The organism is Luteibacter sp. GL_149 (assembly GCF_057834065.1).
Map to the genome: position 1 here is coordinate 1,472,591 of NZ_CM174395.1, position 24,004 is coordinate 1,496,594.

28 protein-coding genes are annotated in these 24,004 nt (G+C 63.5%); 13 read left to right on the forward strand and 15 right to left on the reverse strand.

Annotation, left to right across the window (positions count from 1 at the left end; all coding sequences use genetic code 11):
• Window positions 1-67 precede the first annotated feature (67 nt).
• The 4 genes from AC3IR3_RS06565 to AC3IR3_RS06580 form a co-directional block, all read right to left on the reverse strand.
• Window positions 68-1,417 carry a DEAD/DEAH box helicase gene (locus AC3IR3_RS06565; RefSeq protein ID WP_489196144.1) on the reverse strand — a complete coding sequence of 450 codons (1,350 nt, stop codon included), beginning with the start codon at window positions 1,415-1,417 and terminating at the stop codon, window positions 68-70.
• A 249-nt stretch (window positions 1,418-1,666) separates the two neighbouring features.
• Window positions 1,667-2,323, reverse strand: coding sequence for a class I SAM-dependent methyltransferase (locus AC3IR3_RS06570; RefSeq protein WP_489196145.1), 657 nt, complete (start codon window positions 2,321-2,323; stop codon window positions 1,667-1,669).
• A gap of 48 nt (window positions 2,324-2,371) precedes the next feature.
• Complete coding sequence (locus AC3IR3_RS06575; protein WP_489196146.1) at window positions 2,372-2,725, reverse strand: EF-hand domain-containing protein; 354 nt, start codon at window positions 2,723-2,725, stop codon at window positions 2,372-2,374.
• A 127-nt stretch (window positions 2,726-2,852) separates the two neighbouring features.
• Window positions 2,853-3,161 carry an EF-hand domain-containing protein gene (locus AC3IR3_RS06580; RefSeq protein WP_489196147.1) on the reverse strand — a complete coding sequence of 103 codons (309 nt, stop codon included), beginning with the start codon at window positions 3,159-3,161 and terminating at the stop codon, window positions 2,853-2,855.
• A 147-nt stretch (window positions 3,162-3,308) separates the two neighbouring features.
• Between AC3IR3_RS06580 and AC3IR3_RS06585 the strand changes: the two genes are divergently transcribed.
• Both AC3IR3_RS06585 and AC3IR3_RS06590 read left to right on the forward strand, forming a co-directional pair.
• Entirely contained in the window at window positions 3,309-4,547 is a 1,239-nt protein-coding gene (locus AC3IR3_RS06585; protein WP_489196148.1) for an MFS transporter, read from the forward strand.
• Between the two features lie 55 nt (window positions 4,548-4,602).
• Window positions 4,603-5,094 carry an FKBP-type peptidyl-prolyl cis-trans isomerase gene (locus AC3IR3_RS06590; protein WP_489196149.1) on the forward strand — a complete coding sequence of 164 codons (492 nt, stop codon included), beginning with the start codon at window positions 4,603-4,605 and terminating at the stop codon, window positions 5,092-5,094.
• A gap of 70 nt (window positions 5,095-5,164) precedes the next feature.
• Here AC3IR3_RS06590 and AC3IR3_RS06595 read toward each other — a convergent pair whose 3' ends face one another.
• From AC3IR3_RS06595 to AC3IR3_RS06605, 3 genes are all read right to left on the reverse strand, one after another.
• The gene (locus tag AC3IR3_RS06595) at window positions 5,165-5,596 is read right to left on the reverse strand and encodes an organic hydroperoxide resistance protein (RefSeq protein WP_489196150.1); all 432 of its coding nucleotides are present in this window, start codon (window positions 5,594-5,596) and stop codon (window positions 5,165-5,167) included.
• A complete protein-coding gene (locus AC3IR3_RS06600) occupies window positions 5,593-6,048 on the reverse strand; it encodes a MarR family winged helix-turn-helix transcriptional regulator (RefSeq protein WP_132141203.1) in 456 nt (151 codons plus the stop codon). Before AC3IR3_RS06600 ends, AC3IR3_RS06595 begins: the two co-directional genes overlap by 4 nt.
• Before the next feature lie 77 nt (window positions 6,049-6,125).
• Window positions 6,126-6,680, reverse strand: coding sequence for a C40 family peptidase (locus tag AC3IR3_RS06605; RefSeq protein ID WP_489196151.1), 555 nt, complete (start codon window positions 6,678-6,680; stop codon window positions 6,126-6,128).
• 132 nt (window positions 6,681-6,812) lie between these two features.
• On the opposite strand from AC3IR3_RS06605, the gene AC3IR3_RS06610 reads away from it, so the two are divergent.
• From AC3IR3_RS06610 to AC3IR3_RS06625, 4 genes are all read left to right on the forward strand, one after another.
• A complete protein-coding gene (locus AC3IR3_RS06610) occupies window positions 6,813-8,072 on the forward strand; it encodes an NAD(P)/FAD-dependent oxidoreductase (protein ID WP_489196152.1) in 1,260 nt (419 codons plus the stop codon).
• Window positions 8,073-8,146: 74 nt separating this feature from the next.
• Entirely contained in the window at window positions 8,147-9,505 is a 1,359-nt protein-coding gene (gorA, locus tag AC3IR3_RS06615) for a glutathione-disulfide reductase (RefSeq protein ID WP_489196153.1), read from the forward strand.
• Between the two features lie 23 nt (window positions 9,506-9,528).
• A complete protein-coding gene (hutG, locus tag AC3IR3_RS06620) occupies window positions 9,529-10,326 on the forward strand; it encodes an N-formylglutamate deformylase (RefSeq protein WP_489196154.1) in 798 nt (265 codons plus the stop codon).
• Between the two features lie 129 nt (window positions 10,327-10,455).
• Window positions 10,456-10,686, forward strand: coding sequence for a hypothetical protein (locus AC3IR3_RS06625; RefSeq protein ID WP_489196155.1), 231 nt, complete (start codon window positions 10,456-10,458; stop codon window positions 10,684-10,686).
• Between the two features lie 88 nt (window positions 10,687-10,774).
• On the opposite strand, the gene AC3IR3_RS06630 is transcribed toward AC3IR3_RS06625, so the two are convergent.
• From AC3IR3_RS06630 to asnS, 7 genes are read right to left on the reverse strand one after another with little or no spacing between them, the layout of a single operon-like run.
• On the reverse strand, window positions 10,775-11,200 hold the full coding sequence (locus AC3IR3_RS06630) for a RidA family protein (RefSeq protein WP_489196156.1): 426 nt from the start codon (window positions 11,198-11,200) through the stop codon (window positions 10,775-10,777).
• The gene (can, locus tag AC3IR3_RS06635; protein WP_489196157.1) at window positions 11,197-11,859 is read right to left on the reverse strand and encodes a carbonate dehydratase; all 663 of its coding nucleotides are present in this window, start codon (window positions 11,857-11,859) and stop codon (window positions 11,197-11,199) included. Before can ends, AC3IR3_RS06630 begins: the two co-directional genes overlap by 4 nt.
• Before the next feature lie 4 nt (window positions 11,860-11,863).
• A complete protein-coding gene (locus tag AC3IR3_RS06640) occupies window positions 11,864-13,315 on the reverse strand; it encodes an aldehyde dehydrogenase (protein ID WP_489196158.1) in 1,452 nt (483 codons plus the stop codon).
• 34 nt (window positions 13,316-13,349) lie between these two features.
• Window positions 13,350-14,138 (reverse strand): SDR family oxidoreductase, encoded by a 789-nt coding sequence (locus tag AC3IR3_RS06645; protein WP_489196159.1) that lies wholly within the window; start codon window positions 14,136-14,138, stop codon window positions 13,350-13,352.
• A 24-nt stretch (window positions 14,139-14,162) separates the two neighbouring features.
• Complete coding sequence (locus AC3IR3_RS06650; RefSeq protein WP_489196160.1) at window positions 14,163-14,480, reverse strand: hypothetical protein; 318 nt, start codon at window positions 14,478-14,480, stop codon at window positions 14,163-14,165.
• 15 nt (window positions 14,481-14,495) lie between these two features.
• Window positions 14,496-15,302 (reverse strand): hypothetical protein, encoded by an 807-nt coding sequence (locus tag AC3IR3_RS06655; protein WP_489196161.1) that lies wholly within the window; start codon window positions 15,300-15,302, stop codon window positions 14,496-14,498.
• 9 nt (window positions 15,303-15,311) lie between these two features.
• Window positions 15,312-16,715, reverse strand: a complete 1,404-nt coding sequence (gene asnS / locus AC3IR3_RS06660; protein WP_489196162.1) for an asparagine--tRNA ligase — start codon at window positions 16,713-16,715, stop codon at window positions 15,312-15,314.
• Window positions 16,716-16,837: 122 nt separating this feature from the next.
• On the opposite strand from asnS, the gene AC3IR3_RS06665 reads away from it, so the two are divergent.
• The 7 genes from AC3IR3_RS06665 (at window position 16,838) to radA (ending at window position 22,945) form a co-directional block, all read left to right on the forward strand.
• A complete protein-coding gene (locus AC3IR3_RS06665) occupies window positions 16,838-17,164 on the forward strand; it encodes a HesB/IscA family protein (protein ID WP_132141216.1) in 327 nt (108 codons plus the stop codon).
• Between the two features lie 168 nt (window positions 17,165-17,332).
• A complete protein-coding gene (gene rpsF, locus AC3IR3_RS06670; RefSeq protein WP_132141217.1) occupies window positions 17,333-17,761 on the forward strand; it encodes a 30S ribosomal protein S6 in 429 nt (142 codons plus the stop codon).
• Between the two features lie 14 nt (window positions 17,762-17,775).
• On the forward strand, window positions 17,776-18,006 hold the full coding sequence (gene rpsR, locus AC3IR3_RS06675; RefSeq protein WP_056006113.1) for a 30S ribosomal protein S18: 231 nt from the start codon (window positions 17,776-17,778) through the stop codon (window positions 18,004-18,006).
• Window positions 18,007-18,112: 106 nt separating this feature from the next.
• Complete coding sequence (gene rplI / locus AC3IR3_RS06680) at window positions 18,113-18,562, forward strand: 50S ribosomal protein L9 (RefSeq protein ID WP_489196163.1); 450 nt, start codon at window positions 18,113-18,115, stop codon at window positions 18,560-18,562.
• A 256-nt stretch (window positions 18,563-18,818) separates the two neighbouring features.
• On the forward strand, window positions 18,819-20,210 hold the full coding sequence (locus tag AC3IR3_RS06685) for a replicative DNA helicase (protein WP_132141219.1): 1,392 nt from the start codon (window positions 18,819-18,821) through the stop codon (window positions 20,208-20,210).
• A 185-nt stretch (window positions 20,211-20,395) separates the two neighbouring features.
• On the forward strand, window positions 20,396-21,484 hold the full coding sequence (gene alr, locus AC3IR3_RS06690; protein WP_489196164.1) for an alanine racemase: 1,089 nt from the start codon (window positions 20,396-20,398) through the stop codon (window positions 21,482-21,484).
• A 72-nt stretch (window positions 21,485-21,556) separates the two neighbouring features.
• Window positions 21,557-22,945 carry a DNA repair protein RadA gene (gene radA / locus AC3IR3_RS06695; protein ID WP_489196165.1) on the forward strand — a complete coding sequence of 463 codons (1,389 nt, stop codon included), beginning with the start codon at window positions 21,557-21,559 and terminating at the stop codon, window positions 22,943-22,945.
• Between the two features lie 184 nt (window positions 22,946-23,129).
• Here the strand turns inward: radA and AC3IR3_RS06700 are convergent, their stop codons facing one another.
• On the reverse strand, window positions 23,130-23,927 hold the full coding sequence (locus AC3IR3_RS06700) for a cytochrome C assembly family protein (RefSeq protein ID WP_489196166.1): 798 nt from the start codon (window positions 23,925-23,927) through the stop codon (window positions 23,130-23,132).
• Between the last annotated feature and the right edge of the window lie 77 nt (window positions 23,928-24,004).

Sequence of the window (24,004 nt, forward strand, 5' to 3'; positions counted from 1 at the left end):
CGCATGGCGACATGATCGCCATGCGGTTTCCGTTCCGGTGGGCGCCTGCGTGGGCAGGCGCACTGGATCAGGCCTTGCCGCTGGCCGAACCACCCGGACGACGCTGACGGCGACGCTTGTGGTTGCCGTTGCCTTCGCCGGTGCTGGCGCCGGAATGGCCGTGCGGACGGTGCGATGCAGGACGCGGAGCGCCGCTGTTCGCACGAGCCTGACCAGCCGGACGTGCCTGACGCTGCTGCTGCTGTTTCGGGCGGGGCGCACCGGCGTCGAGACGCAACGGATGGCTCGGCTCGAAACCGGCAACGTTGGTGATGGCGATGTCGGTATTCAGCAGGCGACGGATGTCGCGCAGCAGGCCGGACTCGTCGTGGCTGACCAGCGAGATGGCCTGGCCTTCGGAACCGGCACGACCGGTGCGGCCGATACGGTGCACATAGTCTTCCGCGACCATGGGCAGGTCGAAGTTGATGACGATCGGCAACTGGTCGATGTCGATACCGCGCGCGGCGATATCCGTCGCGACGAGGACGGTCACGCGACCGGTCTTGAAGTCGGACAGCGCTTTTGTGCGTGCGTTCTGGCTCTTGTTGCCGTGGATGGCGGCGGAGCGCAGACCGGCGCCTTCGAGGAAGCGGACGAGCTTGTCGGCGCCGTGCTTCGTACGGCTGAAGACCAGCGTCTGGCGACGGCTGTCGGCCGAGAGCAGGTGCAGCAGCAGGTCGCGCTTGGCGGCGGCGTCGACCGGATGCACATGATGCGTGACGGTGTTGGCGACCGTGTTGGCCGGCGAGACCGAGATTTCCTTCGGCTCACGCATGAACTGCTGAGCCAGCGCCTTGATCTCCGGCGCGAACGTGGCCGAGAACAGCAGCGTCTGGCGCTGGCGCGGCACGGCGGCGAGGATGCGCTTCAACGCGGGCAGGAAGCCCATGTCGAGCATGCGGTCGGCTTCGTCCAGGATCAGCACCTCGACCTTCGACAGGTCGATCGAACGCTGCTGCATATGGTCGATGAGGCGACCCGGCGTGGCGACGACGACGTCGACGCCGCGACGCAGGGCGTTCAGCTGGTTACCCATGCCGACGCCACCGAAGATTACGGTGCTGGAAAGGCGTACGTACTTGCCGTAGTCGCGCAGGTTTTCCTGCACCTGGGCGGCGAGTTCGCGCGTCGGGGTGAGAACGAGCGCACGGATCGGACGACGGCCTTCGCCGCGGTCGTCGCCTGCGAGCTTCTGCAACAACGGCAGTGCGAAAGCGGCGGTTTTGCCGGTACCCGTCTGGGCAGCGGCCATGATGTCCTGACCGGCCAGCACCACGGGAATGGCGGCGGCCTGGATGGGAGTGGGCGTTTCGTATCCGGCTTCGGACAAGGCACGCAGCAACGCGGGCGCAAGGCCCAGCGATTCGAAAGACATGGAGAAGCTCCTGCTTGTACCCGGAGCGTTCCCTGAAACCGCGCTGCGAGTTATGAATTGGCGACCGCGCACCGGAGGGGTGGCTGGTCGGTGTCTTGCGCGCTGCCGAGGGTGGGGGAACGGGCGGGGAAGAATCCGCGCCGGAGGTTCGCAAGGGAGTCGGAGCGACGGCAAGACGGGGGCGAGTATACCTTGTCGCAGTGCACAAGTCATTCCCTGCCTGAACGGCACCCCGTAAGTTATTGATGGCTAACGGTGGGCGACCATCAGGTAGCTGTTATAGGGGGTGCGGCCGAACAAGGGAGTGAAGTTCACGCGGATCGACCGTTCTTCCAGAACCCCCCTGATATCGTCCTCGGTGGGGAAATACTGGGCACCCTCCGGAATCCAGCGCACCGTCTTGATGAACCATTCTTCCCAGACCGTTGCGCGATAGCGCCAGGACCCGTCCCGGATGACATTGCGCAGGATCAGCACGCCATCGTCGGCGAGATGGTCGATGGCGAAACGCAGCAGATCGCCCTGTCTTTCCGCCGGAAGGTAGTGAAGTACGTCGAGCATGGCGACATGGCCGCGTACGGGCTGGGGCGTCGTGGCGTCGGCGTTGTGAAAGGCGAATGAGTTTCCGAGGCCCGCGCGCTCCGCGGCTTCTATACCGTTGGCAATCTTGCGGGCATCATGATCGAGTCCGACGTAACCGTCGAGTACGTTGCAGGCATGCAGATAGTGCCCTAGCAGCCCGAGTCCGCATCCGATGTCCAGCATGGGTTGCCGCCGCCCGGCGACAGCGGCGGCGACAGCGGCATATACCGGATCGGTGGCAAGCTTGCCGTGGATATAAAACCGGTCACCCGGGTTGCTGAAGCGTGAGGCTATGCGCCGCCTCGTGGGACTATCGAGAACCATGTGGGGCATGTTTCCCTTTGGCGATAATTGCCGTCATTACGAGCTGGTTCACGGACGTTGGCTAGCGACGGGTGCGCTTCTGCGGTGTTCGCGGCGGGCCAGATACCGGTAGTAATCTTTCGCGGTGATCTTGTCCAATACCGGCGATGCTTCGTCGAAATGCGCGCGCAACTCCGCGAGACGAGGCTCGTCCTTCGGGATATCCGCTCTGCGTATATAGCCATCGTGATCCTTATCGAGCGACTCGAAAGACGGAACGATTTTCGGATGCGCGGGCACGGGACCGTCGGTGGCTGCCGATAAGTCGACTTCGTAGGTGCCCGGTGTCGCAGCTTGTGCCTGGGCCGCGAAAGCAAGCGTGGTGGCGAGTAGCGCGGTCATAAACGAGTACTGGCGTTTCATCGTGAATCACCTCTCGATTGATGGCGAAAGCCGAGGGGCGCTCGCCTTGCTGGATCGCTGTTGTTCGGCAGGCCGTTTCGCGCGATGGAAACGGCCTGCCTCGTACGACGGTACAACCTGTGGGGCTTTATGGCTTGTGTTGTGTCGACGACTTGTTGATGTAAGCGTTGTATTCCGCGCTCGTTACCTTGCCATCGTGGTCCGCGTCGGCTTCATTGAAATGCGCGCGCAGTTCCTTGAGGGCAGAGACATCCTTGGGAACGTCCTTGCGGACGATATAACCCTTGTTGTCCTTGTCGAGCTCGGAGAAAGAGGGCGCGCCGCTATCGGAACTTCCGGTCGTGGCGGGGGCGTTCTGCGCCATGGCCGCATTGGCACACAGCGCGGCTGCGAGGGCGAGCGAGACGAGCGAGACGAGCGAGAGCGAATTCTTCATGAGTCCTCCGTTCTGTCGTAAATGGCGTGAATCAGTTTAGTGTCGCGGTGTTATACCGCCGTGAGAGATGTGTCGCATCTCGCGGCTGCGGGAGCCGTCCGCGCATGTGCTAGCCTCGGCGCGGCCCGCCGCCGAGGAGTATGTCAGATGCTGTTGCCCGCCGCCCTGCGTGACCTCGACAGCGCGCAGAGACATACGGTTCTCGCCAGCTTCCTCGGCTGGACGCTCGATGCCTTCGATTATTTCCTGCTGACCTTCGTCATCGTCGCCGTCGCGCACGAATTCGACGTGCCGAAGAGCGAGGTGACCTACGGGTTGTTCCTGACGTTGGCGGCACGGCCGCTGGGTGCGCTGATCTTCGGTCGGCTCGCGGATCGTTACGGACGTCGACCTGTCCTGATGTTCGACATCGTGCTGTTCTCCATCCTGGAGGTGGCCTGCGCTTTTGCGCCCACGCTGGGCGTCCTGCTGGGATTGCGCTTCCTGTTCGGCATTGCGATGGGTGGCGAATGGGGCCTTGGCGCGGCGCTCGCGATGGAGTCGATTCCCGCCAAATCGCGCGGCCTCGTATCCGGCCTGCTGCAAAGTGGCTACCCCTGCGGGTTCTTCCTCGCGGCACTGGCGAACTGGCTGCTCGTGGATCACATCGGCTGGCGAGGGCTCTTCATCGTCGGCGCATTGCCTGCCTTGCTGGTCGTCTACATTCGCCGGAAAGTGCCGGAGTCGCCCGTATGGGAAGGGCGTCGCCACGAAGCGCGTCAGAGCGTGATGATATCGATGCGCGGACACTGGATGCGCTTCATCTACCTGATGCTGCTGATGGCTGCGTTCAATATGTTCAGCCACGGCTCGCAGGACATGTACCCGACCTTCGTGCAGGAAAGCCTGCATATCCAGGCCGGATCGGGGACGGCGTTCATGCTCACGGCGCTGCTCAATATCGGTGCGCTGGTCGGCGGACTGTCGTTTGGCGCCTGGTCGGAGCGCATTGGCCGCCGCCGCGCCATGATGATCGCCGCTCTGCTCGCTATCCCCGTCATCCCCTTGTGGATGTACGGCGGCTCGCTGCTCCTGCTGGGTCTTGGCGCGTTCCTTATCCAGGTGATGGTGCAGGGTGCCTGGGGCGTCGTGCCTACCCACCTGAACGAGCTTTCCCCCGACTCGGTTCGCGGCACGTTGCCGGGTTTCGCCTACCAGATGGGTAACCTGCTTGCAGCCGGCACGGCGACCGCGCAAACCTGGATGGCGGAGCGCCGTGGTGGGGATTTCGCCTTCTCGATGTCGTTATGGATCGCGGGTGTGGCGATCCTGCTGACGCTATTGCTGTGGCTGGGCCCCGAGGCCCGGGGTGTCCGTTTCGGCAAGCGGGAGAGCGATCCGGCGTGACGCCGGGGCGCCTGCCCGCTAACATCCGCAGTTTGAATATGGTCGGGAAACACCCATGCAGGCTGGCAAGGACAAGGTCATCACGTTCCATTACACGCTGGGCGTGAATGGCGAGCAGGTCGAAAGCTCCAAAGAGGCGGGCGAGCCGTTGTGGATCCTTCTGGGTCACGGCCAGCTGATTCCGGGGCTGGAAGCGGGTCTGGAAGGCAAGTCGGCGGGCGATACGCTCGACATCGAAATCGCGCCCGAGGACGGCTACGGTCCGCGCCAGGACGGCATGACCCAGCGTGTGCCGAAGAAGTTCTTCCAGAACGGCGCGAAGCTGAAGGTGGGCGATTCCACCATTCTGTCGCTGAAGGAAGGCGGCCAGCGCGTCGTGGTGGTGCAGAAGGTCGGTATGTCGGTCGTCGACGTCGATCTCAACCATCCGATGGCCGGCAAGACGCTGAACTTCCATGTCGATGTGGTCGGCGTGCGCGAAGCCTCGGAAGAAGAAATCAAGCACGGTCACGCCCACCCGGGCGAGGACGGCAAGGCGGCTCACTGACGCGATAGCGTTTGGGGTTGAAACGAAAACGGCGCCGCAAGGGCGCCGTTTTCGTTTCAGTCGAACCCGATCAGACCAGCTTGATCGTCACGTCCACATTGCCGCGCGTGGCGTGCGAATACGGGCAGATGTCGTTATGCGCGGTGTCGACGATCTCCTGTGCGACGGCAGGATCGACGCCGGGCAGGCTGACGTCCAGCTCGACCTTGATGCCGAAGCCGGTCGGCTCGCGCGGGCCGATGCCCACTTTGGCGTGGACCGACGGGTCGGTAAGGGCGACCTTGCGCTGGCCGGCCACGAAGCGGACGGCGCCTTCGAAGCAAGCGGCATAGCCCGCGGCAAACAGCTGTTCCGGGTTGCTACCGCCACCGTTGCCGCCCATTTCCTTCGGCAGGCGCAGGTCGAGTTTGATCAGGCCGTCGTTGCTTTCGACGTGACCTTCGCGACCACCGTGGACCGTGGCTTCGGCGGTGTAGATGACATTAACTTTGGCAATCGTCATGGCGTGTTTCCTTCGTTTGAAGTGTCGGTAACAAGACGCGCGGTGAGCGTTTTCAGTTCCTCGCGCAACTGGATGACGTCCTCCGGTGCCATGCCGGTCTGGCATAGCAACTGATCGGGGATGGGGTTGGCCTTGTCGCGCAGGGCGCGACCGGCATCGGTAAGGGTGATAAGCACACTGCGCTCGTCTTCTGGGCGGCGAACCCGGGAAACGAGTCCGGCGGATTCCAGGCGCTTAAGCAGTGGTGTAAGCGTGCCCGAATCGAGCAGTAGCTGTTCGCCGAGTTCGCCCACCGTCAGGCTGTCGCGTTCCCACAGCACCAGCATGGCCAGGTATTGCGGGTAGGTGAGGCCAAGCTCCTCAAGCAGGCGGCGATACGTCGCGGTCATGGCGCGCGAGGCGGCATAGAGCGCGAAGCAGAGCTGGTCGTCGAGGCGGAGGGTGGCTTTCATGGGCTGCAATGAAAGCACGCAATTAAATTGTGCACAATATATATTTTGTGAAGGCACTCGCGTTCGTTGCCCGCCATTCAGTTCAGAACACGCTTCCCGTAGACGAAGTTGTCGCGCCAGTAGCTGCCGTCCAGATTGTCCAGCCTTACGGTACCGCCGGAGTTGGGCGCGTGGACGAAGCGGCCTTTGCCCACATAGACGCCTACATGAGTGACGCCTCGCTTGCCGAAGAAGACGAGATCGCCGCTGGCGAGTTCGTCTTCTTCCAGCCGGGGACGATCCAGCGCCGCCATCTGCTGCGAGGTCCGGGGTAGCTTAAGGCCGGTCGACGTCATGTAGATGTAGTTGACCAGCCCACTGCAGTCGAAGCCGCCCGAGGGCGTATTGCCGCCCCAGCGGTAAGGCGTGCCCACGAGGCCGATAGCGCGGAACAGGACATCGTTGGCCGCATCCGGCGGTATCGCATCGGCGGGCTTCGTCGACCACCCGAGGTTCATGGGACGGGACGGTTTCGAAGTTTTATGCGGGGCGCTGCCGCAGGCGGCAAGCAGGGCGCAGAGGGCCAGCGACGCGGACAGGCGCAGCCATCGGGAGGCCTGACGGAGGCTGTCGTGGGTGGCGAGTTCGGACATCGGACGTTCCCTGCATCGAGCGCGACGAGGGAAGGTTAGCAAATCAATTAGTTGCGTGGAATAGTTCAGAGAAGACACGAGTTAGGGCTCTCCGCGTCTTCACGCAGACGTACGAGCGTTTAAACTGGCGAAATGGATGCATCCCGAAGCGACGTATTGATCCTGGGCGGGGGCGTGATCGGCCTTGCCTGCGCCCTGTATCTGCTCCGGTCGGGCGTCTCGGTTCGCGTATTGGAACAGGGTCTTCCCGGATCGGGCAGTTCCCATGGCAACTGCGGCACGATCACGCCAAGTCACGCCGCGCCGCTGACCATGCCCGGCATGGTCGGCACTGCTTTGCGTTCGCTGCTGCATCGCGACGCGCCCCTGTATGTGAATCCGCGGCCGGATATCGACCGGCTGCGCTGGCTGTTTTCCTTCGCCAGACATTGCACCTGGCGCGATTTCAATCGGGCGGGGGAGGCGCGCGGTGCGATTCTCGCCCGCTCCCGTGCGCTGATGGGCGAGCTGATCGCGCAGGAAGGACTCGACTGCGAGTTCGACGAGGTCGGCGAGCTTTACGTCTACCGAAGTGCGCGTGTACTGGATCGGGATCGTCACCACGTCGAACTGCTCGATCGTCTTGGCATGGCCGTGCAATCCATGGCCGGCGACGAGGTGCTGTCCATGGAGTCCGCACTTCGCGAGGGTGTCGTCGGTGGCTTGTATCACGCGGGAGACGCGCGCCTTCGTCCCGATCGCTACGTCGCGGAGTTGGCGCGAAGGGTGCGGGAACTCGGCGGCAAGATCGAAACCGGCGCGCGTGTCGATCACTTTGGCGTGACGGATAACCGCATTAGCTACGTGCGCACGACGGGCGGCATATTTACCGGCGACCGTATCGTCATGGCCCTGGGTGCCTGGTCGCCGCCGATTGGCCGCATGCTTGGCCTGCGTCTGCCAATGCAGCCCGGCAAGGGGTATTCGCTGACCTACGACGCGGCACCCGTACGCGCGCCGCGACACTCGCTGGTACTGCGCGAAGCGGCCGTATGCGTGACCACATGGGCATCGGGCTACCGGCTTGGCAGCACGATGGAGTTCTCCGGTTACGAGGAGGGCCTCAACGAGGTGCGTCTGGATGCGTTGCGTCGCGGCGCGGCGACCTTCCTGCACGAACCGGAGGGGCGCGGCGAGGTGGTGCCGTGGTGGGGCTGGCGTCCCATGAGCGTCGACGAGGTGCCGATCATCGGCCCGAGTTCGCGCTGGTCGAACCTGGTGTTCGCGACGGGGCACGGGATGCTGGGTATCAGCATGTCGGCGGCGACCGGGGAACTGGTGGCGGGGTTGCTCGCCGGGCCGGCGCCAATGCTCGATCCGGCGCCGTTTTCGCCGGCGCGGTTTGGGTTGTGATTTTCAGAGCGCGATCACCCCGCATCCGACAGTGTTTGCTACCGTGAGGCTCGCCGCCACCGGAGTCCCCACCCATGCAGGAAACCTTCGACCTCATCGTCCTCGGCGGTGGTTCCGGCGGACTCGCCGCCGCTATACGGGCGGCAAAATACGGCGCGCATGTCGCGTTGCTGGAGCCGAAGGAGCTGGGCGGCACCTGCGTCAACGTCGGCTGCATACCCAAGAAAGCGATGTGGTACGCGGCGCAGATGGCCGAAGCGCAGCAGATCGCCGTCGACTATGGCTTTCATGAAAAACCCGGCTCGCTCGACTGGCCGCGTTTCATCGCCTATCGCGAAAAATACATCGAGAACATCCGCGCAGCCTATGCCCGCACGCTCGACCAGTCGAAGATCACGGTCGTGCGGGACACCGGGCGTTTTGTCTCGCCGACACGCATCCTTGCCGGCGAGCGCGAACTGACCGCGCCGCACATCGTCATAGCGACGGGCTCGGCGCCGAATCGTCTCGATACCCCAGGCTTCGATATCGGTACGGTATCCGACGGGTTTTTCGCCCTGCGCTCCTGCCCGCGGCGGACAGCGATCGTCGGTGGCGGATACATCGCGGTGGAGTTGGCCGGTGTGCTTCGTGCGCTGGGTAGCGACGTCGACATGTACGTACGCGACCGTCTGATGGGAGGTTTCGACGAGGAGATGGCTTATCTGCTCGGGGACGAAATGCGTCAGCACGGTATCCGGGTCCATTACGGGTGCCAGATCACGGCGGCGCACGAGAAGGACGGCGCGATCCTGCTGGACTGCGACAAGGGCAACCAACCGGGGCCGTACGAGGCCCTGATCTGGGCCATCGGCCGGCACCCGAATACGCGCACGCTGGATATCGAGGTCATCGATCTGGCCGTCGACCGGAACGGCCATGTGCTGGTCGACGCATGGCAGGAGACGAATGTCCCCGGCGTATATGCCGTGGGCGATGTCACGCCGAACAAGGCGCTGACGCCGGTTGCGGTGGCTGCGGGCCGGAAGCTCGCCGACCGTCTGTTCGGCGGTATTCCGGATGCCCGACTCGATTACGACAACATTCCCAGTGTCGTCTTTTCGCATCCGCCGCTGGCCACGGTGGGTTTGTCCGAGCAGGAGGCGCACAACAAGTACGGTGCGGACGTGCACGTGTACAAGCAGTCCTTCGTGCCAATGCAACTGGCGCTGGCGGGCCGCCTAATGAAAAGCGTCTACAAGCTGGTGTGTACCGGCGAGGATTCCCGCATCGTGGGTATCCAGATGCTGGGACCGGCCTCCGACGAGTTGCTCCAGGGCTTTGCCGTGGCCCTGAAGATGGGCGCGCGCAAGTCGGATTTCGACGCCACCGTGGCCATCCACCCCACATCCGCCGAGGAAATGGTGCTGATGGGCGCACGCGTGCCGGGCTGAACGCGCGGGCGTACACTCCACCCATGATCCCCTATACCCTGCATCGCGGCACCGCGCCGCTCCTGGTCAGCCTGCCGCACAATGGCAGCGTTATTCCCGACGACATCGCGGCGCGCATGACGCCGCGTGCGATGCGTTCGGTCGATACCGACTGGCACGTGGCCGAGCTTTACGACTTCGCCCGCGATATGGGGGCCAGCGTGCTCCGGCCCTTCGCATCGCGATATGTCGTCGACGTCAATCGTCCCGCCGACGGACACGCGTTGTATCCGGGCAGGAAAGAAACCGGCCTCGTGCCGACGATGATGTTCAACGGGGACGATATTTACCTCGAAGGCAAAGAGCCCGACGCCGCCGAAATTGCCGCGCGCGTGGATCGCTGGTGGCGTCCCTACCACGACGCGATCAATGTAGAGCTGGAGCGGCTGAAGGCGTCGCACGGCCATGTTGTTCTATGGGAAGGGCATTCCATTCGCAGTCATGTGCCGATGCTCTTCGACGGGAAGTTGCCCGACTTCAATCTCGGCACGGCCGACGGCACCAGTTGCGCGCCGGAACTTCAGTCGCGTCTCGAGCAGGCGTTGGCGGGGCAGAGCGATTACTCGTATGCCGTCAACGGACGCTTCAAGGGTGGCTATATCACTCGCGAATATGGACGTCCGGACGATGGCGTAAGCACCGTACAGCTGGAGCTGGCGCAGGTGAATTACATGGACGAAGACAGCTTCGCTTACCTGCCGGAAAAGGCTGCCGGCGTGCAGATGCTGATCCGCGATATGCTCAAGCTGTGCCTGGAACATTCGCAAGTTATCGCGTCCTGATTCCGCAGGAACTTACGTGATTTCCGTTCAGTTTGCATATGCCTGCGATGGCGCAATTTAAGGCCGTCGCGCCGCCCGGAGCGGAAGAGTTCCCTACGGGTCCGCGGCCTCACATCGAGGTGTATTCCCATGCGTAAACTTGCTATCGCTTCGCTTCTCGCCGCCAGCATCGCCCTCTCCGGTGCCGCGTTCGCACAGGAGGCCGCACCGGCCGCGAGCCCGGCTGCGAAGTCGGCGAGCGCTACGGCTCCCAAGCATCACAAGGCCGCCAAGCATCACAAGGCCCCCAAGGCGACCGGTACGAAGGCCAGCGCCAAGGCCGCCACGCCCGCCGCCGGTAGTGAGACCGCTGGCGAGTGAGTGACGAGCGGCGGGTCCTATAGGGCCCGCCGCTTGATTCGCATGGTTGAGCGCGATGTGCTCAGCAGGAATCGCGCTCAAGCGCGCCCTACAGCAGCGGTATAGACGTCGACGCGACGCACTTGAGTTCTATCGCGATCGGTGTCGGCAGGGCGGTGATGCCGACGGTGGTACGGCAGGCGTCCACGCCTGCGAAATATTCTGCGTAAAGTTTGTTGTATGCGGCAAAGTCCGCCTGCATGTCGGTGAGATACACCGTCACGTCGACTAGATCTTCCCAGCGCGCACCGCTGGCTTCCAGTACGGCACGGACGTTGGCGAATACCTGCCGGCATTGCGCGTCTATGTCGTAACCGACGAGCTGGCCCTGCGCATCGACGCGGTTGCCGGGGACCTCGTTGCTGCCGGGAACACGCGGCCCGACACCCGAAAGGAACAGCAGATTGCCGACGCGCCGTGCATGCGGATAGGCCCCCACGGGCTGCGGCGCACGATCGGTATGGATGATTGTCACGGCGCGTTCTCCGCCCGGTTCGTCATGCGCGCGACCGCCGCTTCGTAGGCCGATTGCACCGACTCGCGATTACTGACTTCCATTTTCATATCGCGGATGCGTCCGTCGAAAAGGCTGTAGCACCAGGCGTGAACGGACAGCGGCTGGCCGCGATCCCATGCGTCTTGCACGGCGGTCGTCTGGCACACGTTCAGTGCCTGTTCGATGGCGTTCAGCTCGCAGAGGTATTCGCTGCGCACTTCGGGCCGGGCGAGGGTCGAGATCACCGGTGCGTGTTTCACGGCGACATCGTTGACGTGCCGCAGCCAGTTGTCCACCAGGCCCATGCGGCGCTGGTCGAGAACGGCCTGGACGCCGCCGCATCCGTAATGGCCGACGACCAAAATATGTTCGACCTTGAGCACGTCCACCGCGAACTGAATGGTGCTGAGGCAGTTGAGATCGGTATGCGAGACGACGTTCGCCACGTTGCGCTGGACGAAAATTTCGCCGGGGGGCAGGTCGACTATCTGCGTGGCGGGCACGCGCGAATCGGAGCAGCCGATCCACAGATATTTCGGGGCCTGCTGTTGCGACAGTCGCTGGAAGAATCCGGGATCGTTATTGCGAACGGATTCCGACCAGATGCGATTACTTTCCAGCAGTTGTTCGAGGGGCATGTCGTCAGATCCGGTAGTCGATGCAGATGTTCTTGGCTTCGCTGAAAAAGCGCAGGGCTTCGGTGCCGCCTTCGCGTCCCACGCCGGACTGCTTCACGCCGCCGAACGGCGTGCGCAGGTCGCGCAACATCCAGCAGTTGATCCAGACGATGCCGAACTGGAGGCGCGCGGCGAAACGGTGGGCGCGGCCGAGATCGCGTGTCCACACGGAGGCGGCGAGTCCGTACGGTGTTCCGTTGGCGATACGCATGGCGTCTTCCTCGTCGTCGAACGGAATCAGCGTAACGACGGGGCCGAAAATTTCTTCCTGATTGGTGGCACTTTCCGGCGCGAGGCCGTCGATGACGGTCGGTTCGACGAACCAGCCATCGGCGCAGCGTCCTTCCAGCGTTATCCGGTGGCCACCGCAGAGCACGTTGCCGCCTTCGGCGCGTGCGCGCTCGATGGCGCCCGTGACTTTTTCGAAATGCGGATGCGACACGAGGGCACCGATATCCGTCGCGGCATCTTTCGGATCGCCTGTACGTAGCGCGCGAACGCGCTCCAGATACAGGTCGCGGAAGCGCGCATAAATCGATCGCTGCACGAGCAGCCGCGAGCCGCACAGGCAGATTTCGCCCTGATTGGCGAAGCCCGAGCGCACGATGGTGGCCATGGATTCATCCGAAAAATCGAAATCGCCGAAGACGACGGCGGGATTCTTCCCGCCGAGTTCGAGCGACACTTTCTTGAACTGCGGCGCCGCCGCGCTTGCGATAGCCGCACCCGTGCGCGTGCTGCCGGTGAATGAGATGGCTTTGACCGACGGATGCCCGACGATCGCGGCACCCACGTCGGGGCCTGTGCCATGCACGATATTCAGCACGCCGGGCGGCAGACCGGCTTCGTCGGCGAGCGTGCCAAGCAGCCACGCGGTAAACGGCGTGACTTCCGAAGGCTTCGCAACGACAGCGTTGCCGGCCGCGAGAGCGGGCGCAATTTTCCAGGTAAAGAGATAAAGCGGCAGGTTCCACGGACTGATGCAGCCGACGACACCGATGGGCTGGCGCAGCGTGTAGTTGATCGCGCCCTGTTCCATGGCATGCGCTTCGGTTTGCCATTGCGTGATAGCGGAGGCGAAGAAACGCAGGTTGGCGACGGCGCGCGGAATGTCGAGCCGGCGGGCGAGGGCGACGGGTTTGCCGCTGTCCTGCGATTCGGCTTCGGCGAAGGCATCGAGCCGTGCTTCGACGAGATCGGCCAGGCGCATCAGGATGCGGGCGCGCTCGTCGGCGGGGGTTTGTCCCCAGGCGGGGGCGGCGCGCGCGGCGGCTTCGACGGCGGCGGCGACATCGGTCGCGCCGGACGCGGGGCAGCGGGCGAAAACGCTGCCGCTGGCCGGTTCGACGACGTCGAGGTAGCGGCCCGAGCGGGAAGCCGCCGCGTGGCCGTTAATCAGATTCGCGAGGATGATCATCGGGTCAGTCTAATCCGTCGACCGACCGGCGGCATCAGCTGAGCGACCGCGTCCGTCCGCCGTCGACGGGAATGCTCACGCCGTTGACGTAAGCGGCGGCCGGGGTGCACAGGAAGGCCGCCACCGCCGCGACTTCTGCCGCATCGGCGAAGCGACCCGCGGGAACGTGCGCGAGCATGCTCCGCTCGACATCGGCCTGGCTGTTGCCGGACGAGCGCATGCCGTTGGCCACGATGGCATCGAGGCGCGCCGTACGCGTATAGCCGGGCAGGACGTTGTTGACCGTAATGCCGTCCGCGGCGAGTTCGACGGACAGCGTCTTGGCCCAGCTGGCCACGGCGGCGCGCACGGTGTTGGATACGCCAAGGTTGGGGAGAGGCTCCTTGACCGACGTACTGATGATGTTGACGATGCGCCCGTAGCCCGCCTCGCGCATGCCGGGAAGTACGGCCTGGACGAGCGTCTGTCCGGCGATGAGGTGTTGCCGGAACGCGGTGAGATACGCAGCGGGGTCGGCTGTGTGAGCGGGGCCTGCCGGTGGTCCGCCGCTGTTGTTCACCAGGATGTGTACCGGCGAACGTTTGGCTACGTCGATGGCGACGCTTGCCAGCCGGGCGGTGTCCAGCGTGTCCGCCACCACGTAGTGATGGACCTGGCCCGCGCTTGTCGGCAAGGTCGCCGCGACGGCGGCCAGTGCGTCGGCCGAGCGTGCCAGCAGCGTGATGCTGGCGCCGAGTCCCGCCAGCTCCAGTGCGGTAGCGCGACCGATGCCCTGCGAGGCACCGCAAACGAGCGCGTGGCGCCCCGTCAGATCCAGCTGCATGGCGTACTCCGGGTCAGGGTGTTCTCAGTGGGCGGCAAACCAGCGGATGGCGATGGCTGCGAACCAGCAGATCCAGCCGATCCGCGGTGCGATGCGCCAGCGGCGCTGCCACGCGGATAGCTGGGCGTCTTCGAAAAGGAGCGGCGCTTCGGAGCGCAATACGTGCTGCAGGCGCATCCATGTGCGGACGCCGCTGGGTTTCCCCTCGTCGGGCACGGCGATGATCTTCCACTGGTCGGGGTAGCGCTGTCGCAGAATGGACGCGAAGCGGTACTGCGCGACGAAGCTCAGCAGGAAGGCGCCGATGCCGGCGAACAGAAGCAGGATGTAAAGAATAAGCACGTGATGTCCGGGGCCTCAGGTGCCCTTGTCCTTCGGGTTGTCCATTTTGCGGCGGAGCAGGTCGTTGTCCACGACCGAACGAATGGTCGAAATGACGCCCTTGCCGCCTGGCGCTTTGCCGCATACCGCGTTCTGGACGGCTTTGCGGTAAGTGTCGTTTTCGATGCCGACGTACACCACGCCATCGGGGCCGTGCGGAATCTTGAAGCTGCCCGCCGAATTCATCTTGACCGGCGCTTCGGCCGAGAACGTGGTGGGCGATTGCTCCCAGTACGTCTGTGCGGCCTGTTGCTTGGCGGACGAGTAGATCACCAGGTAGCGGGCCTTGTCGTCCATGACCTTGATGTTGCCGAACGCTCCGGTCGTCTCGCTGGTCCAGCCCATGTACTCGCAGAGCTGCACGTCTTCGGAGTGGATCGGCTGGAAGGCATCGTCCAGCAGCACCGCGGTCGGGGCGAACAGGTAGCTGGAACTCAGCCAGCGACCGTTGAGCTCGGACTTCATCGAGATCGTATATGGCAGCTTCGCCGCACCGGGCAGACGGAACGCTAGGAAGTAGCTGCGATCGCCGTTGAGGTTGGCGACCGGGCTATTGGCGCCCAGTTCGAAGCGCTTCGGCTGCCAGGGCAGCATGTCCTGATACGACAGGTCGGCAAAACTGCCGCAGCAGGGCGCGGCGCCCTGGAGCTGTTTGCGTGCCAGGTCGATCGTGCCCGTGGGATTTTCCGGTCGACGGAAGTTCGGCGGCACGATGCTGCTGCACGCAGCGAGTGCGAGCAGCAGCAGGGCAGTGATGGCGATACGAAGTAGGGTCGGGGACATGATCGGTCTTTAGAACTCGGCACTCCCTGCCGCACGGGGATACGGGATGGCATCGCGGATGTTCGCGAGGCCGCAGACGTAAACGAGCAGACGCTCGAAACCCAGGCCGAAACCGGCGTGCGGCACCGTGCCGTAACGGCGCAGGTCGCGATACCAGCTGTAGATGTCCTTATCGAGACCGAACTGGTCCATGCGCCGGTCGAGATAATCCAGGCGTTCCTCGCGCTGGGAGCCACCGATGATTTCGCCGATGCCCGGTGCGAGTACGTCCATCGCCGCCACGGTCTTTCCATCGTCGTTAAGGCGCATATAGAAAGCCTTGATGGCTTCCGGGTAGTTCATAACGACCACCGGACGACCGATATGTTCCTCGGCGAGGAAGCGTTCGTGCTCCGTCTGCAGGTCGATGCCCCACGCGACGGGGTGTTCGAATTTCTTGCCGGATTTCTGCAGGATCGTCACGGCGTCCGTGTAATCGATGCGCTCGAACGGTTTCGCGATGAAGGCTTCGAGACGGCTGATCGCGTCCGGCTGCACGCGTTCGGCGAAGAAGGCCATGTCGTCCGCTCGCTCTTCCAGCACCGCCTTGAAGATACCCTTGAGGAAGGTTTCCGCCAGGTCGGCGATGTCGGACAGGTCGGCGAACGCGACTTCGGGCTCCACCATCCAGAACTCGGCAAGGTGGCGCGTGGTGTTGGAGTTCTCGGCGCGGAAGGTCGGGCCGAACGTGTACACCTTGCTCATCGCCATGGCATAGCCTTCGACGTTGAGTTGGCCGGACACGGTGAGGAACGCTTCGCGACCGAAGAAGTCCTTGCGGAAATCGATGGCGCCCTTATCGTCGCGCGGCAGGTTGGCCAGGTCGAGCGTCGACAGGCGGAACATGTCGCCCGCACCCTCGGCGTCCGAGGTCGTGATGATCGGCGTATTGATCCAGAAGAAACCCTGCTCGGTCAGGATGCGATGGATGGCCATCATCATCGTGTGGCGCACGCGGGTCACGGCACCGAACATATTGGTGCGCGGACGCAGGTGGGCGACCTCGCGCAGGAACTCCATGGAGTGTTGCTTGGGCTGGATCGGATAGGTTTCCGGGTCGTCGACGAAACCCGTGACCTCGATGCGCGTGGCCTGGATCTCGTATGCCTGGCCCTTGCCCTGCGAAGGTACCAGTTTGCCGGTCGCGATCAGGCCGGCGCCGGCGGTGAGGTGTTTCACCTCGGTTTCGTAATTGGGCAGGTCGGCGGTAGCGACCACCTGGATCGGGTCGAAGCAGGAGCCGTCGCTCACGTTCACAAAGGATAGTCCGGCCTTGGAATCGCGCCGGGTACGAACCCAGCCGCGAACCGTGACTTCCTGCTCGGCCGGGGAGGTGCCTCCGGCCAGGGCCTGCTTGACGCTTACCACCGTCATCGATTGAAACTCCGTCAGGAGCGCCGCATATCGGCGCATGTAGATCGACCCATGATGATAATGTAGGCGTCAGGTGAACGGCGACCCGTTCGCACACGTTAAATGAGATAACTGGCCTTTTTATGACGATTCAGATCACTCCCGCGGCCAACGACCGTATGCGCGGCTTCCTCGCCGCCGCTCCCGGCGCCGCCGGCGTGCGTTTCGGCGTCAAGCGCACGGGGTGCTCGGGCTTCGGTTATGTGGTCGATCTGGCCAGCGCGGTGGCCGAGGGCGATTCGGTCCTCGATATCGACGGCATCAAGGTCATCGTCGATCCGAAGAGCCTCCCCCTCGTGGACGGCACCCTGATCGACTTCCAGAAGCAGGGCCTGAACGCGTCGTTCGTTTTCCATAATCCCAATGCGACCGGGGAATGTGGTTGCGGCGAGAGTTTCACGACCGGCTGAGACGCTACCGGCTGAGAGCGGCCGGCACGCTGGTTTTTCGCGGGATTGCCCCGTATCCCCATTCGCCGCTACAATGCGCGGCTGGCTGTCCGTCCGGACGGCCTTCTTGCCTCACCGCCATGCGGGAGGCTGCCATCCCCGTGAGGGGTGCATCCACAAGGAGACACCATGCGTCATTATGAAGTCGTTTTCCTGGTCCACCCGGATCAGAGCGAGCAGGTGCCCGCGATGATCGAGCGCTACAAGGCGCTGATCGAGGGCGACAGCGGCAAGATCCACCGTCTTGAAGACTGGGGCCGCCGCCAGCTTGCATACCCGATCGAGAACCTCGCCAAGGCTCACTACGTGATGCTGAACATCGAGGTCAGCCAGAACGCGCTGAACGAACTCGAGACGGGCTTCCGTTTCAACGACGCCGTCCTGCGCCACCTCGTGGTTCGCCGCGACGAAGCCGACCTCGAGCCGTCCTTCATCCTTAAGAGCAAGGAAAAGGACGAGCAGAAGGGTTCGCGTCGCCGTGACGACGACGACAGCGGCGACGACCGCCGTGGCAGCCGCGATAACGATCGCGACAACGATCGCGACAGCGACGACTAATCGGGGAGCACGACATGTCCAAGTTTTTCCGCCGCCGCAAGTTCTGCCGTTTCACCGCCGAAGGCGTCAAAGAGATCGATTACAAGGATCTCAACACCCTTCGTCAGTACGTGACCGAGAACGGCAAGATCGTTCCGAGCCGCATCACCGGCACCAAGGCTCGTTACCAGCGTCAGCTGGCCACGGCCATCAAGCGCGCCCGTTTCCTGGCGCTGCTGCCGTACACCGATAACCACGACGTCTGATCGACTGCCCCCTCGGTAACGAGGGGGCATTCCTCAAGACATCTTTCGGACAACCGTCCTGGCTGCATGGGGCCCAATCCGTGCTAACGAAAAGAAAGGAATACCTATGGAACTCATCCTTCTCGAGAAAGTGAAGAACCTCGGCAACCTCGGCGACAAGGTCAACGTCAAGCCGGGTTACGGTCGTAACTTCCTCCTCCCGACCGGTAAGGCCGCTCGTGCCAACGCCGAGAACATCGCTGCGTTCGAAGCGCGTCGCGCCGAATACGAAGCGAAGGCACAGGGTCAGCTGACCGGCGCCGAAGCCCGCAAGGCCAAGCTGGAAGGCGCCGAAGTCACGATCGCCGTCCACGCCAGCCCGGAAGGCAAGCTCTACGGTTCGGTCAGCCCGCGCGATATCGCCGAGGCTTTCACGGCCAAGGGCTTCGAAATCGACAAGAGCGAAGTGATCCAGAGCGAAGGTCCGTTCCGCAACACTGGCGAATTCGAAGTCGCCGTGACGCTGCACGCGGACGTCCAGACCACCGTCAAGGTGATCGTGGTTGCCGACAAGTAAGTCGGTAGCTTCGCCAGCTTCAAAGTGAGCGGGCGCCTCAGGGCGCCCGTTTTCTTTTTGGGGCATCTCGTACGGCGTGTTTGTAGGAACCCGCTTGCGGGCTCCTACAAGTGTCGGGTCGGGTCTGGCGACCGGGTTATCCACAGCCATCCACAAGTTATCCACAGAGTTATGCTCTCAACGCGTGCGACACGCCCGCGTATGATGGCTTCCCAGGCACGCCGCCGTCGTCGGCGGCCCGACCGCGAGGTAGTCCATGTCCTTTGTTCCCGAGCGTAAGAGCGGTAATCCCGCCATCGACGCGCTTCGCATCCCGCCGCATTCCATCGAAGCCGAGCAGGCGGTGCTGGGCGGTCTGATGCTCGCTCCCGATGCCCTGGATAAAGTTGCCGACAAACTCTCGGACGACGACTTCTATCGCAAGGATCACCGGATGATCTGGCGGGCCATCAACGAGCTCGCCAATAAAGGCATGCCGTGCGACGCGATTACGCTCGGCGACTGGTTCATCGCCAACGACATGGGCGAGATGATCGGTGGGGCGAGCTATCTCATGGAGCTGGCCAACTCCACGCCCAGCGCAGCCAATATCGCGGCTTACGGCGACATCGTTCGCGAGAAGTCGGTGTTGCGGCAGCTGATCGATGCGGGTACCTCCATTACCGAGGACGGCTATCGCCCCGAAGGCAAGAGCGTCCAGGAAGTGATGGAGCTCGCCGAGCAGCGCGTGTTCCACATCGCCGAGTCGGGCGCGCGCGGCAAGAAAGACATCGTGTCCATGCGCACGGCCGTCAGCGAAGCGTTCCGGATGTTGACCGAGCGCTACGAGAAGCGCGGTCAGCTGACCGGTCTGTCCACGGGCTTCACCGATCTCGACGAACTCACCTCGGGTTTGCAGCCCTCCGATCTGATCATCGTCGCGGCGCGTCCCTCGATGGGCAAGACCGCCTTCGCGCTGAACATCGCGGAAGCCGCGGCCATGCGCGGCAAGAAGTCCGTTGCCGTGTTCTCCATGGAAATGTCGGCCTCGCAGCTGGCGTTTCGTCTGATTTCGTCGCTCGGCCGCATCCATCAGCAGCATCTGCGCAATGGCGATCTGGCCGAAGAAGACTGGCCGCGTGTCACGTCGGCGATCACGATGCTGTCCGATGCAAAGATCTTCATCGACGACACGCCTGCGATGTCGCCCGTCGAAATGCGCTCGCGTGCCCGACGTCTGCAGCGTGAGCACGGACTCGGTCTTATCGTGATCGACTACCTGCAGCTGATGCAGGTGCCGGGTAACAAAGAAAACCGTGCTACGGAAATTTCAGAAATTTCCCGCGGACTGAAGGCTCTGGCCAAAGAGCTGAATGTGCCGGTGGTCGCATTGTCGCAGCTGAACCGCTCACTGGAGCAGCGCGCCGACAAACGTCCGATGATGTCCGATCTTCGAGAGTCGGGCGCTATCGAGCAGGATGCGGACGTCATCATGTTCATCTACCGCGACGAGTACTACAACAAAGAGTCGCCCGACAAAGGGCTTGCCGAAATCATCATCGGCAAGCAGCGAAACGGTCCGACCGACACGGTGAAACTGGCCTTCCTCGGCCACTACACCAAGTTCGAGAACTTCGCGCCCGATTCTTATGTTGGTAGCTTCGACTGACGCGTCGCTGCGTTGCCCTGTAAAAGCCCCCGATCCGACATGTCGGGGACTGTCTCCCGACGCATGCTTTGGTGAAAATCGGTGTCGCCCATGCGGGCTGCTAATATTCCGATTGCGCGTTCAGCGGATTGCGCTGTCTTCCGTTCACCCGACGTCGTAGCGCTGCCGTTCCGCGCTGGAGAAGCATGAGTCGTACAACTGTCGCCACTATTCATCTGGGTGCGCTGCGCCACAATCTCGCCCGCGTGAAAGCGCTGGCCGGAACCGCACGCGTTATGGCCGTCGTCAAGGCCGATGCCTACGGCCATGGTCTCGAGCGCGTCGCCCGTGCCCTTGCCAGCGATGCGGAAGCCTTCGCGGTCGCCGCTATCGGCGATGGTCTCCGGCTGCGTGCGGCGGGGCATCGGCAGCGGATCGTCGTGTTGTCCGGGCCGGATAGTCCCAGCGATATTCTCGAAATGCAGCGCCTTCGCCTGGAAGCGCTGATTCATAGCGATGCCCAGTTGCCGTGGCTCGCCCGGGCCGATCCCGCGCGTGGGCTTTTGCGGGTCTGGGTAAAGGTGGATACCGGCATGCATCGCCTGGGCTTCGCCGCCGGGCGCGTTCGCGAAGTGCATGGCTTGCTGTCCGCCATGCCCGCGGTCGATGTCGATGTAGGCCTGATGACGCACTTCGCATCGTCGGAAGCATTCGAAGGGGCGGACACCGCCGCGCAGATCGCGTGCTTTGTCGAGGCGACCGAAGGACTCCAGGGCTCGCGTGCCCTGTCCAATTCGGCGGCAGTCCTCGGCTGGCCCGATGCTCGTGGCGACTGGGTGCGCACCGGTGGCCTGCTTTACGGTCTTTCGGTCGTGGACGGCCAGTCCGGCAGCGACTTCGGGTTCCGTCCGGCCATGACGTTGTCCACGCGCCTTATCGCGATCAACCGGCTCGCCGGCGGCGAGCGTGTCGGCTACAACGGAACCTACGTCTGTCCGGAAGACATGGCGATTGGCGTTGCCGCCATCGGGTACGGCGACGGCTATCCGCGCAGTGCCGTCACGGGCACGCCCGTGCTGGTCAATGGTCGCCGCGCCGCGTTGGTGGGGCGCGTGTCCATGGACCTCATCACCCTCGATCTTCGCGATGCGCCCGATGCGCGCGTCGGCGATCGTGTGGAGCTTTGGGGCGCGGGCCTGCCGGTAGAGACGGTGGCCGGATGCGCGGGAACGATCTCTTACGACCTGACCTGCGGCATGACGAAGCGCGTACTGTTCGTCGAGGACGAGATCTGATCCTCGCGTGTATCGGTCCGTGCGACGCTCGTACGTTATAAGTCATCCCTGGCATCGGACACGGCAGATATCATGGCGAAGGCCAAAACCGCATATGTATGCACCGAATGCGGTGCCGAACACAGTAAGTGGCAGGGGCAATGCGCCGAATGCGGCGTATGGAACGTGCTCAGCGCGATCGTTCTTCAGCCTTCGAGCCCGGCCACCGTGTCGGTCGGTGCGCGTCGCGGCGGTTACGCGGGCGATGCCGCTGGCGCTCCGCGCATCACGCCTCTGACGGAAGTCCTGCTGACCGCCGAAGCGCGGACGCACACGGGTATCGGCGAACTCGACCGCGTGCTGGGCGGCGGTCTCGTCGAGGGCTCGGTGGTATTGATCGGCGGCGATCCCGGTATCGGCAAGTCGACGTTGCTATTGCAGATGCTCGGTACGCTGGGTGCGGTGTTGCCGAGCCTGTACGTCACGGGTGAAGAATCGCTGGCGCAGGTAGCCGGACGCGCGCAGCGCCTCGATCTTCCGCTGGCGCCGCTGCATGCGTTGGCGGAGACCTGCATCGAACGCATTCTCGAACAGGCCGTGACGGCGCGTCCGAGGGTGCTGGTCATCGACTCCATCCAGACAATCTGGACCGAGCAATTGACCGCCGCACCCGGCTCGGTGAGCCAGGTGCGGGAATCGGCGGCGAAACTTACGCGCTTTGCGAAGGAAACCGGCACGTCGGTTTTCCTCGTTGGCCATGTCACGAAAGAGGGCGGTATCGCGGGGCCTCGCGTCCTCGAACACATGGTCGATGCCGTGCTTTATTTCGAGGGCGAATCGGGCAGCCGTTTCCGCGTATTGCGAGCTTTTAAGAATCGCTTCGGCGCGGTAAACGAGCTTGGCGTGTTCGCCATGTCCGAAAAAGGGTTGCGCGAAGTGCCCAATCCTTCGGCAATCTTCCTTTCCGCGCATTCCGGTCCGACGCCGGGCAGCGCGGTGATGGTCACGCGCGAAGGCACCCGTCCGCTGCTGGTGGAAGTGCAGGCGCTGGTCGATCAGTCGTCGCTGGGAAATCCGCGCCGGGTGGTGCTTGGCCTCGAGCAGAATCGTCTCGCGATGCTGCTGGCGGTTTTACATCGTCACGGCGGCATTGCGGCTTACGACCAGGACGTTTTCGTCAATGTGGTCGGCGGCATTCGCGTGCAGGAAACGGCGGCCGATTTGCCTGTGTTGATGGCCGTGCTTTCGAGCCTGCGCGACCGGCCGTTGCCGGAGAAGACCATTGCATTCGGCGAAGTCGGTCTTTCGGGTGAAATTCGTCCCGTACCGAATGGCGAGGAACGTTTGAAGGAAGCCGCGACGCATGGTTTCCGTCGTGCCGTCGTGCCGCAGGCGAATGCGCCGAAACGCGGCAAGGTCGGCGATATGGAAGTCATCGGGGTAGAGCGCCTGTCGCAGGCGATCGATGCTTGCCGGGAATAGGGCGCTAGCGTGGCCTGTTGTTGTAGGAGCCGGCTTGCCGGCGAAAGCCAACGGAGCGGTGAAAGTGTGGATTGCATTCGCAGCCAGAACACCGGGCTCGCGGATGTGAGCATCCGTCTTCCTCGCTCCGTTGGCTTTCGCCGGCAAGCCGGCTCCTACACATGTCGCCGCCTGTTGCGATGACTTACGCCGTGCGGTGAAGAATCAATTCCAGCACCGCTTTGGTGCCGAAGAACGCCAGCAGCAGCACGCCCATGCCGATCAGTGTGAGGTTTACGGCGCGGCTGCCGCGCCAGCCGTAACGCCAGCGGCCCCAGAGCAGGGTGCCGAAGACGATCCACGCGACGATGGACAGCACGGTCTTGTGGATCAGGTGCTGGCTGAAGAGATCGCCCACGAAGAGCGCCCCCGTCAGTAGCGTCAGCGTCAACAGCACGAAGCCGGCGGCGATCAGCCGGAACAGCAGCACTTCGGTGAGGGTGAGCGGCGGGAGCGCGCGCAACCAGTGACCGAATTTGCTGCGGCGTAGCGCACGTTCCTGGATCGCGAGCAGGATCGCCAGTACGGCGGCGATGGAGAGCACGCCGAAGGCGAGCAGGGCCACGGTGACATGCAGCTTGATATGCCAGTCCATCGGCTGCGGCGCGGTGCGGGGTGCCATGAAGACGTCCACTGCCAGCAGCAGCGCGGCCAGCGGGAAGATAAAGATGCCGAGGCCGGCGACGGGGCGGTTCAGATTGACGAGCAGGGTCAGGGCCGACACGACCCAGGCAACGAGGGACAGCGCGGCAAAGAAATGCAGGTCGAGTGCGCCGCGATGGGCGCTGAGCAATACCGCCGCGTGTGCGATCGCGGCGATCGCGGCCATGCTCATCGCCACCCGGCTCAGCGGCGAGCCCCCGCTGAATAGCGGCCGCGCGAGTGCCGTGGCGGCAGCCAGATATAAGACGATGGCGACGAGAGCGAGCGCGAGGATGATCATGGCGGGGAAGTGTGGCATAGCGGCCGGTTATCGTGAATGCGACACACTGGCATTGGCGAAGGCGGGATGGGTGGCCG

Bases quoted from the DNA above. Each gene is read 5' to 3' on its own strand.
- AC3IR3_RS06585 (WP_489196148.1), top strand. From the start codon at position 3,309: ATGCTGTTGCCCGCCGCCCTGCGTGACCTCGACAGCGCGCAGAGACAT.
- AC3IR3_RS06590 (WP_489196149.1), top strand. From the start codon at position 4,603: ATGCAGGCTGGCAAGGACAAGGTCATCACGTTCCATTACACGCTGGGC.
- AC3IR3_RS06580 (WP_489196147.1), bottom strand. From the start codon at position 3,161: ATGAAGAATTCGCTCTCGCTCGTCTCGCTCGTCTCGCTCGCCCTCGCA.
- hutG (WP_489196154.1), top strand. From the start codon at position 9,529: ATGATCCCCTATACCCTGCATCGCGGCACCGCGCCGCTCCTGGTCAGC.
- AC3IR3_RS06645 (WP_489196159.1), bottom strand. From the start codon at position 14,138: ATGCAGCTGGATCTGACGGGGCGCCACGCGCTCGTTTGCGGTGCCTCG.
- AC3IR3_RS06575 (WP_489196146.1), bottom strand. From the start codon at position 2,725: ATGAAACGCCAGTACTCGTTTATGACCGCGCTACTCGCCACCACGCTT.
- AC3IR3_RS06685 (WP_132141219.1), top strand. From the start codon at position 18,819: ATGTCCTTTGTTCCCGAGCGTAAGAGCGGTAATCCCGCCATCGACGCG.
- rpsR (WP_056006113.1), top strand. From the start codon at position 17,776: ATGTCCAAGTTTTTCCGCCGCCGCAAGTTCTGCCGTTTCACCGCCGAA.
- AC3IR3_RS06700 (WP_489196166.1), bottom strand. From the start codon at position 23,927: ATGATCATCCTCGCGCTCGCTCTCGTCGCCATCGTCTTATATCTGGCT.
- AC3IR3_RS06640 (WP_489196158.1), bottom strand. From the start codon at position 13,315: ATGATCATCCTCGCGAATCTGATTAACGGCCACGCGGCGGCTTCCCGC.
- AC3IR3_RS06625 (WP_489196155.1), top strand. From the start codon at position 10,456: ATGCGTAAACTTGCTATCGCTTCGCTTCTCGCCGCCAGCATCGCCCTC.
- AC3IR3_RS06605 (WP_489196151.1), bottom strand. From the start codon at position 6,680: ATGTCCGAACTCGCCACCCACGACAGCCTCCGTCAGGCCTCCCGATGG.
- AC3IR3_RS06665 (WP_132141216.1), top strand. From the start codon at position 16,838: ATGACGATTCAGATCACTCCCGCGGCCAACGACCGTATGCGCGGCTTC.
- gorA (WP_489196153.1), top strand. From the start codon at position 8,147: ATGCAGGAAACCTTCGACCTCATCGTCCTCGGCGGTGGTTCCGGCGGA.
- rpsF (WP_132141217.1), top strand. From the start codon at position 17,333: ATGCGTCATTATGAAGTCGTTTTCCTGGTCCACCCGGATCAGAGCGAG.
- alr (WP_489196164.1), top strand. From the start codon at position 20,396: ATGAGTCGTACAACTGTCGCCACTATTCATCTGGGTGCGCTGCGCCAC.
- AC3IR3_RS06600 (WP_132141203.1), bottom strand. From the start codon at position 6,048: ATGAAAGCCACCCTCCGCCTCGACGACCAGCTCTGCTTCGCGCTCTAT.
- AC3IR3_RS06565 (WP_489196144.1), bottom strand. From the start codon at position 1,417: ATGTCTTTCGAATCGCTGGGCCTTGCGCCCGCGTTGCTGCGTGCCTTG.
- AC3IR3_RS06610 (WP_489196152.1), top strand. From the start codon at position 6,813: ATGGATGCATCCCGAAGCGACGTATTGATCCTGGGCGGGGGCGTGATC.
- AC3IR3_RS06570 (WP_489196145.1), bottom strand. From the start codon at position 2,323: ATGGTTCTCGATAGTCCCACGAGGCGGCGCATAGCCTCACGCTTCAGC.
- rplI (WP_489196163.1), top strand. From the start codon at position 18,113: ATGGAACTCATCCTTCTCGAGAAAGTGAAGAACCTCGGCAACCTCGGC.
- radA (WP_489196165.1), top strand. From the start codon at position 21,557: ATGGCGAAGGCCAAAACCGCATATGTATGCACCGAATGCGGTGCCGAA.
- can (WP_489196157.1), bottom strand. From the start codon at position 11,859: ATGCCCCTCGAACAACTGCTGGAAAGTAATCGCATCTGGTCGGAATCC.
- AC3IR3_RS06595 (WP_489196150.1), bottom strand. From the start codon at position 5,596: ATGACGATTGCCAAAGTTAATGTCATCTACACCGCCGAAGCCACGGTC.
- AC3IR3_RS06655 (WP_489196161.1), bottom strand. From the start codon at position 15,302: ATGTCCCCGACCCTACTTCGTATCGCCATCACTGCCCTGCTGCTGCTC.
- asnS (WP_489196162.1), bottom strand. From the start codon at position 16,715: ATGACGGTGGTAAGCGTCAAGCAGGCCCTGGCCGGAGGCACCTCCCCG.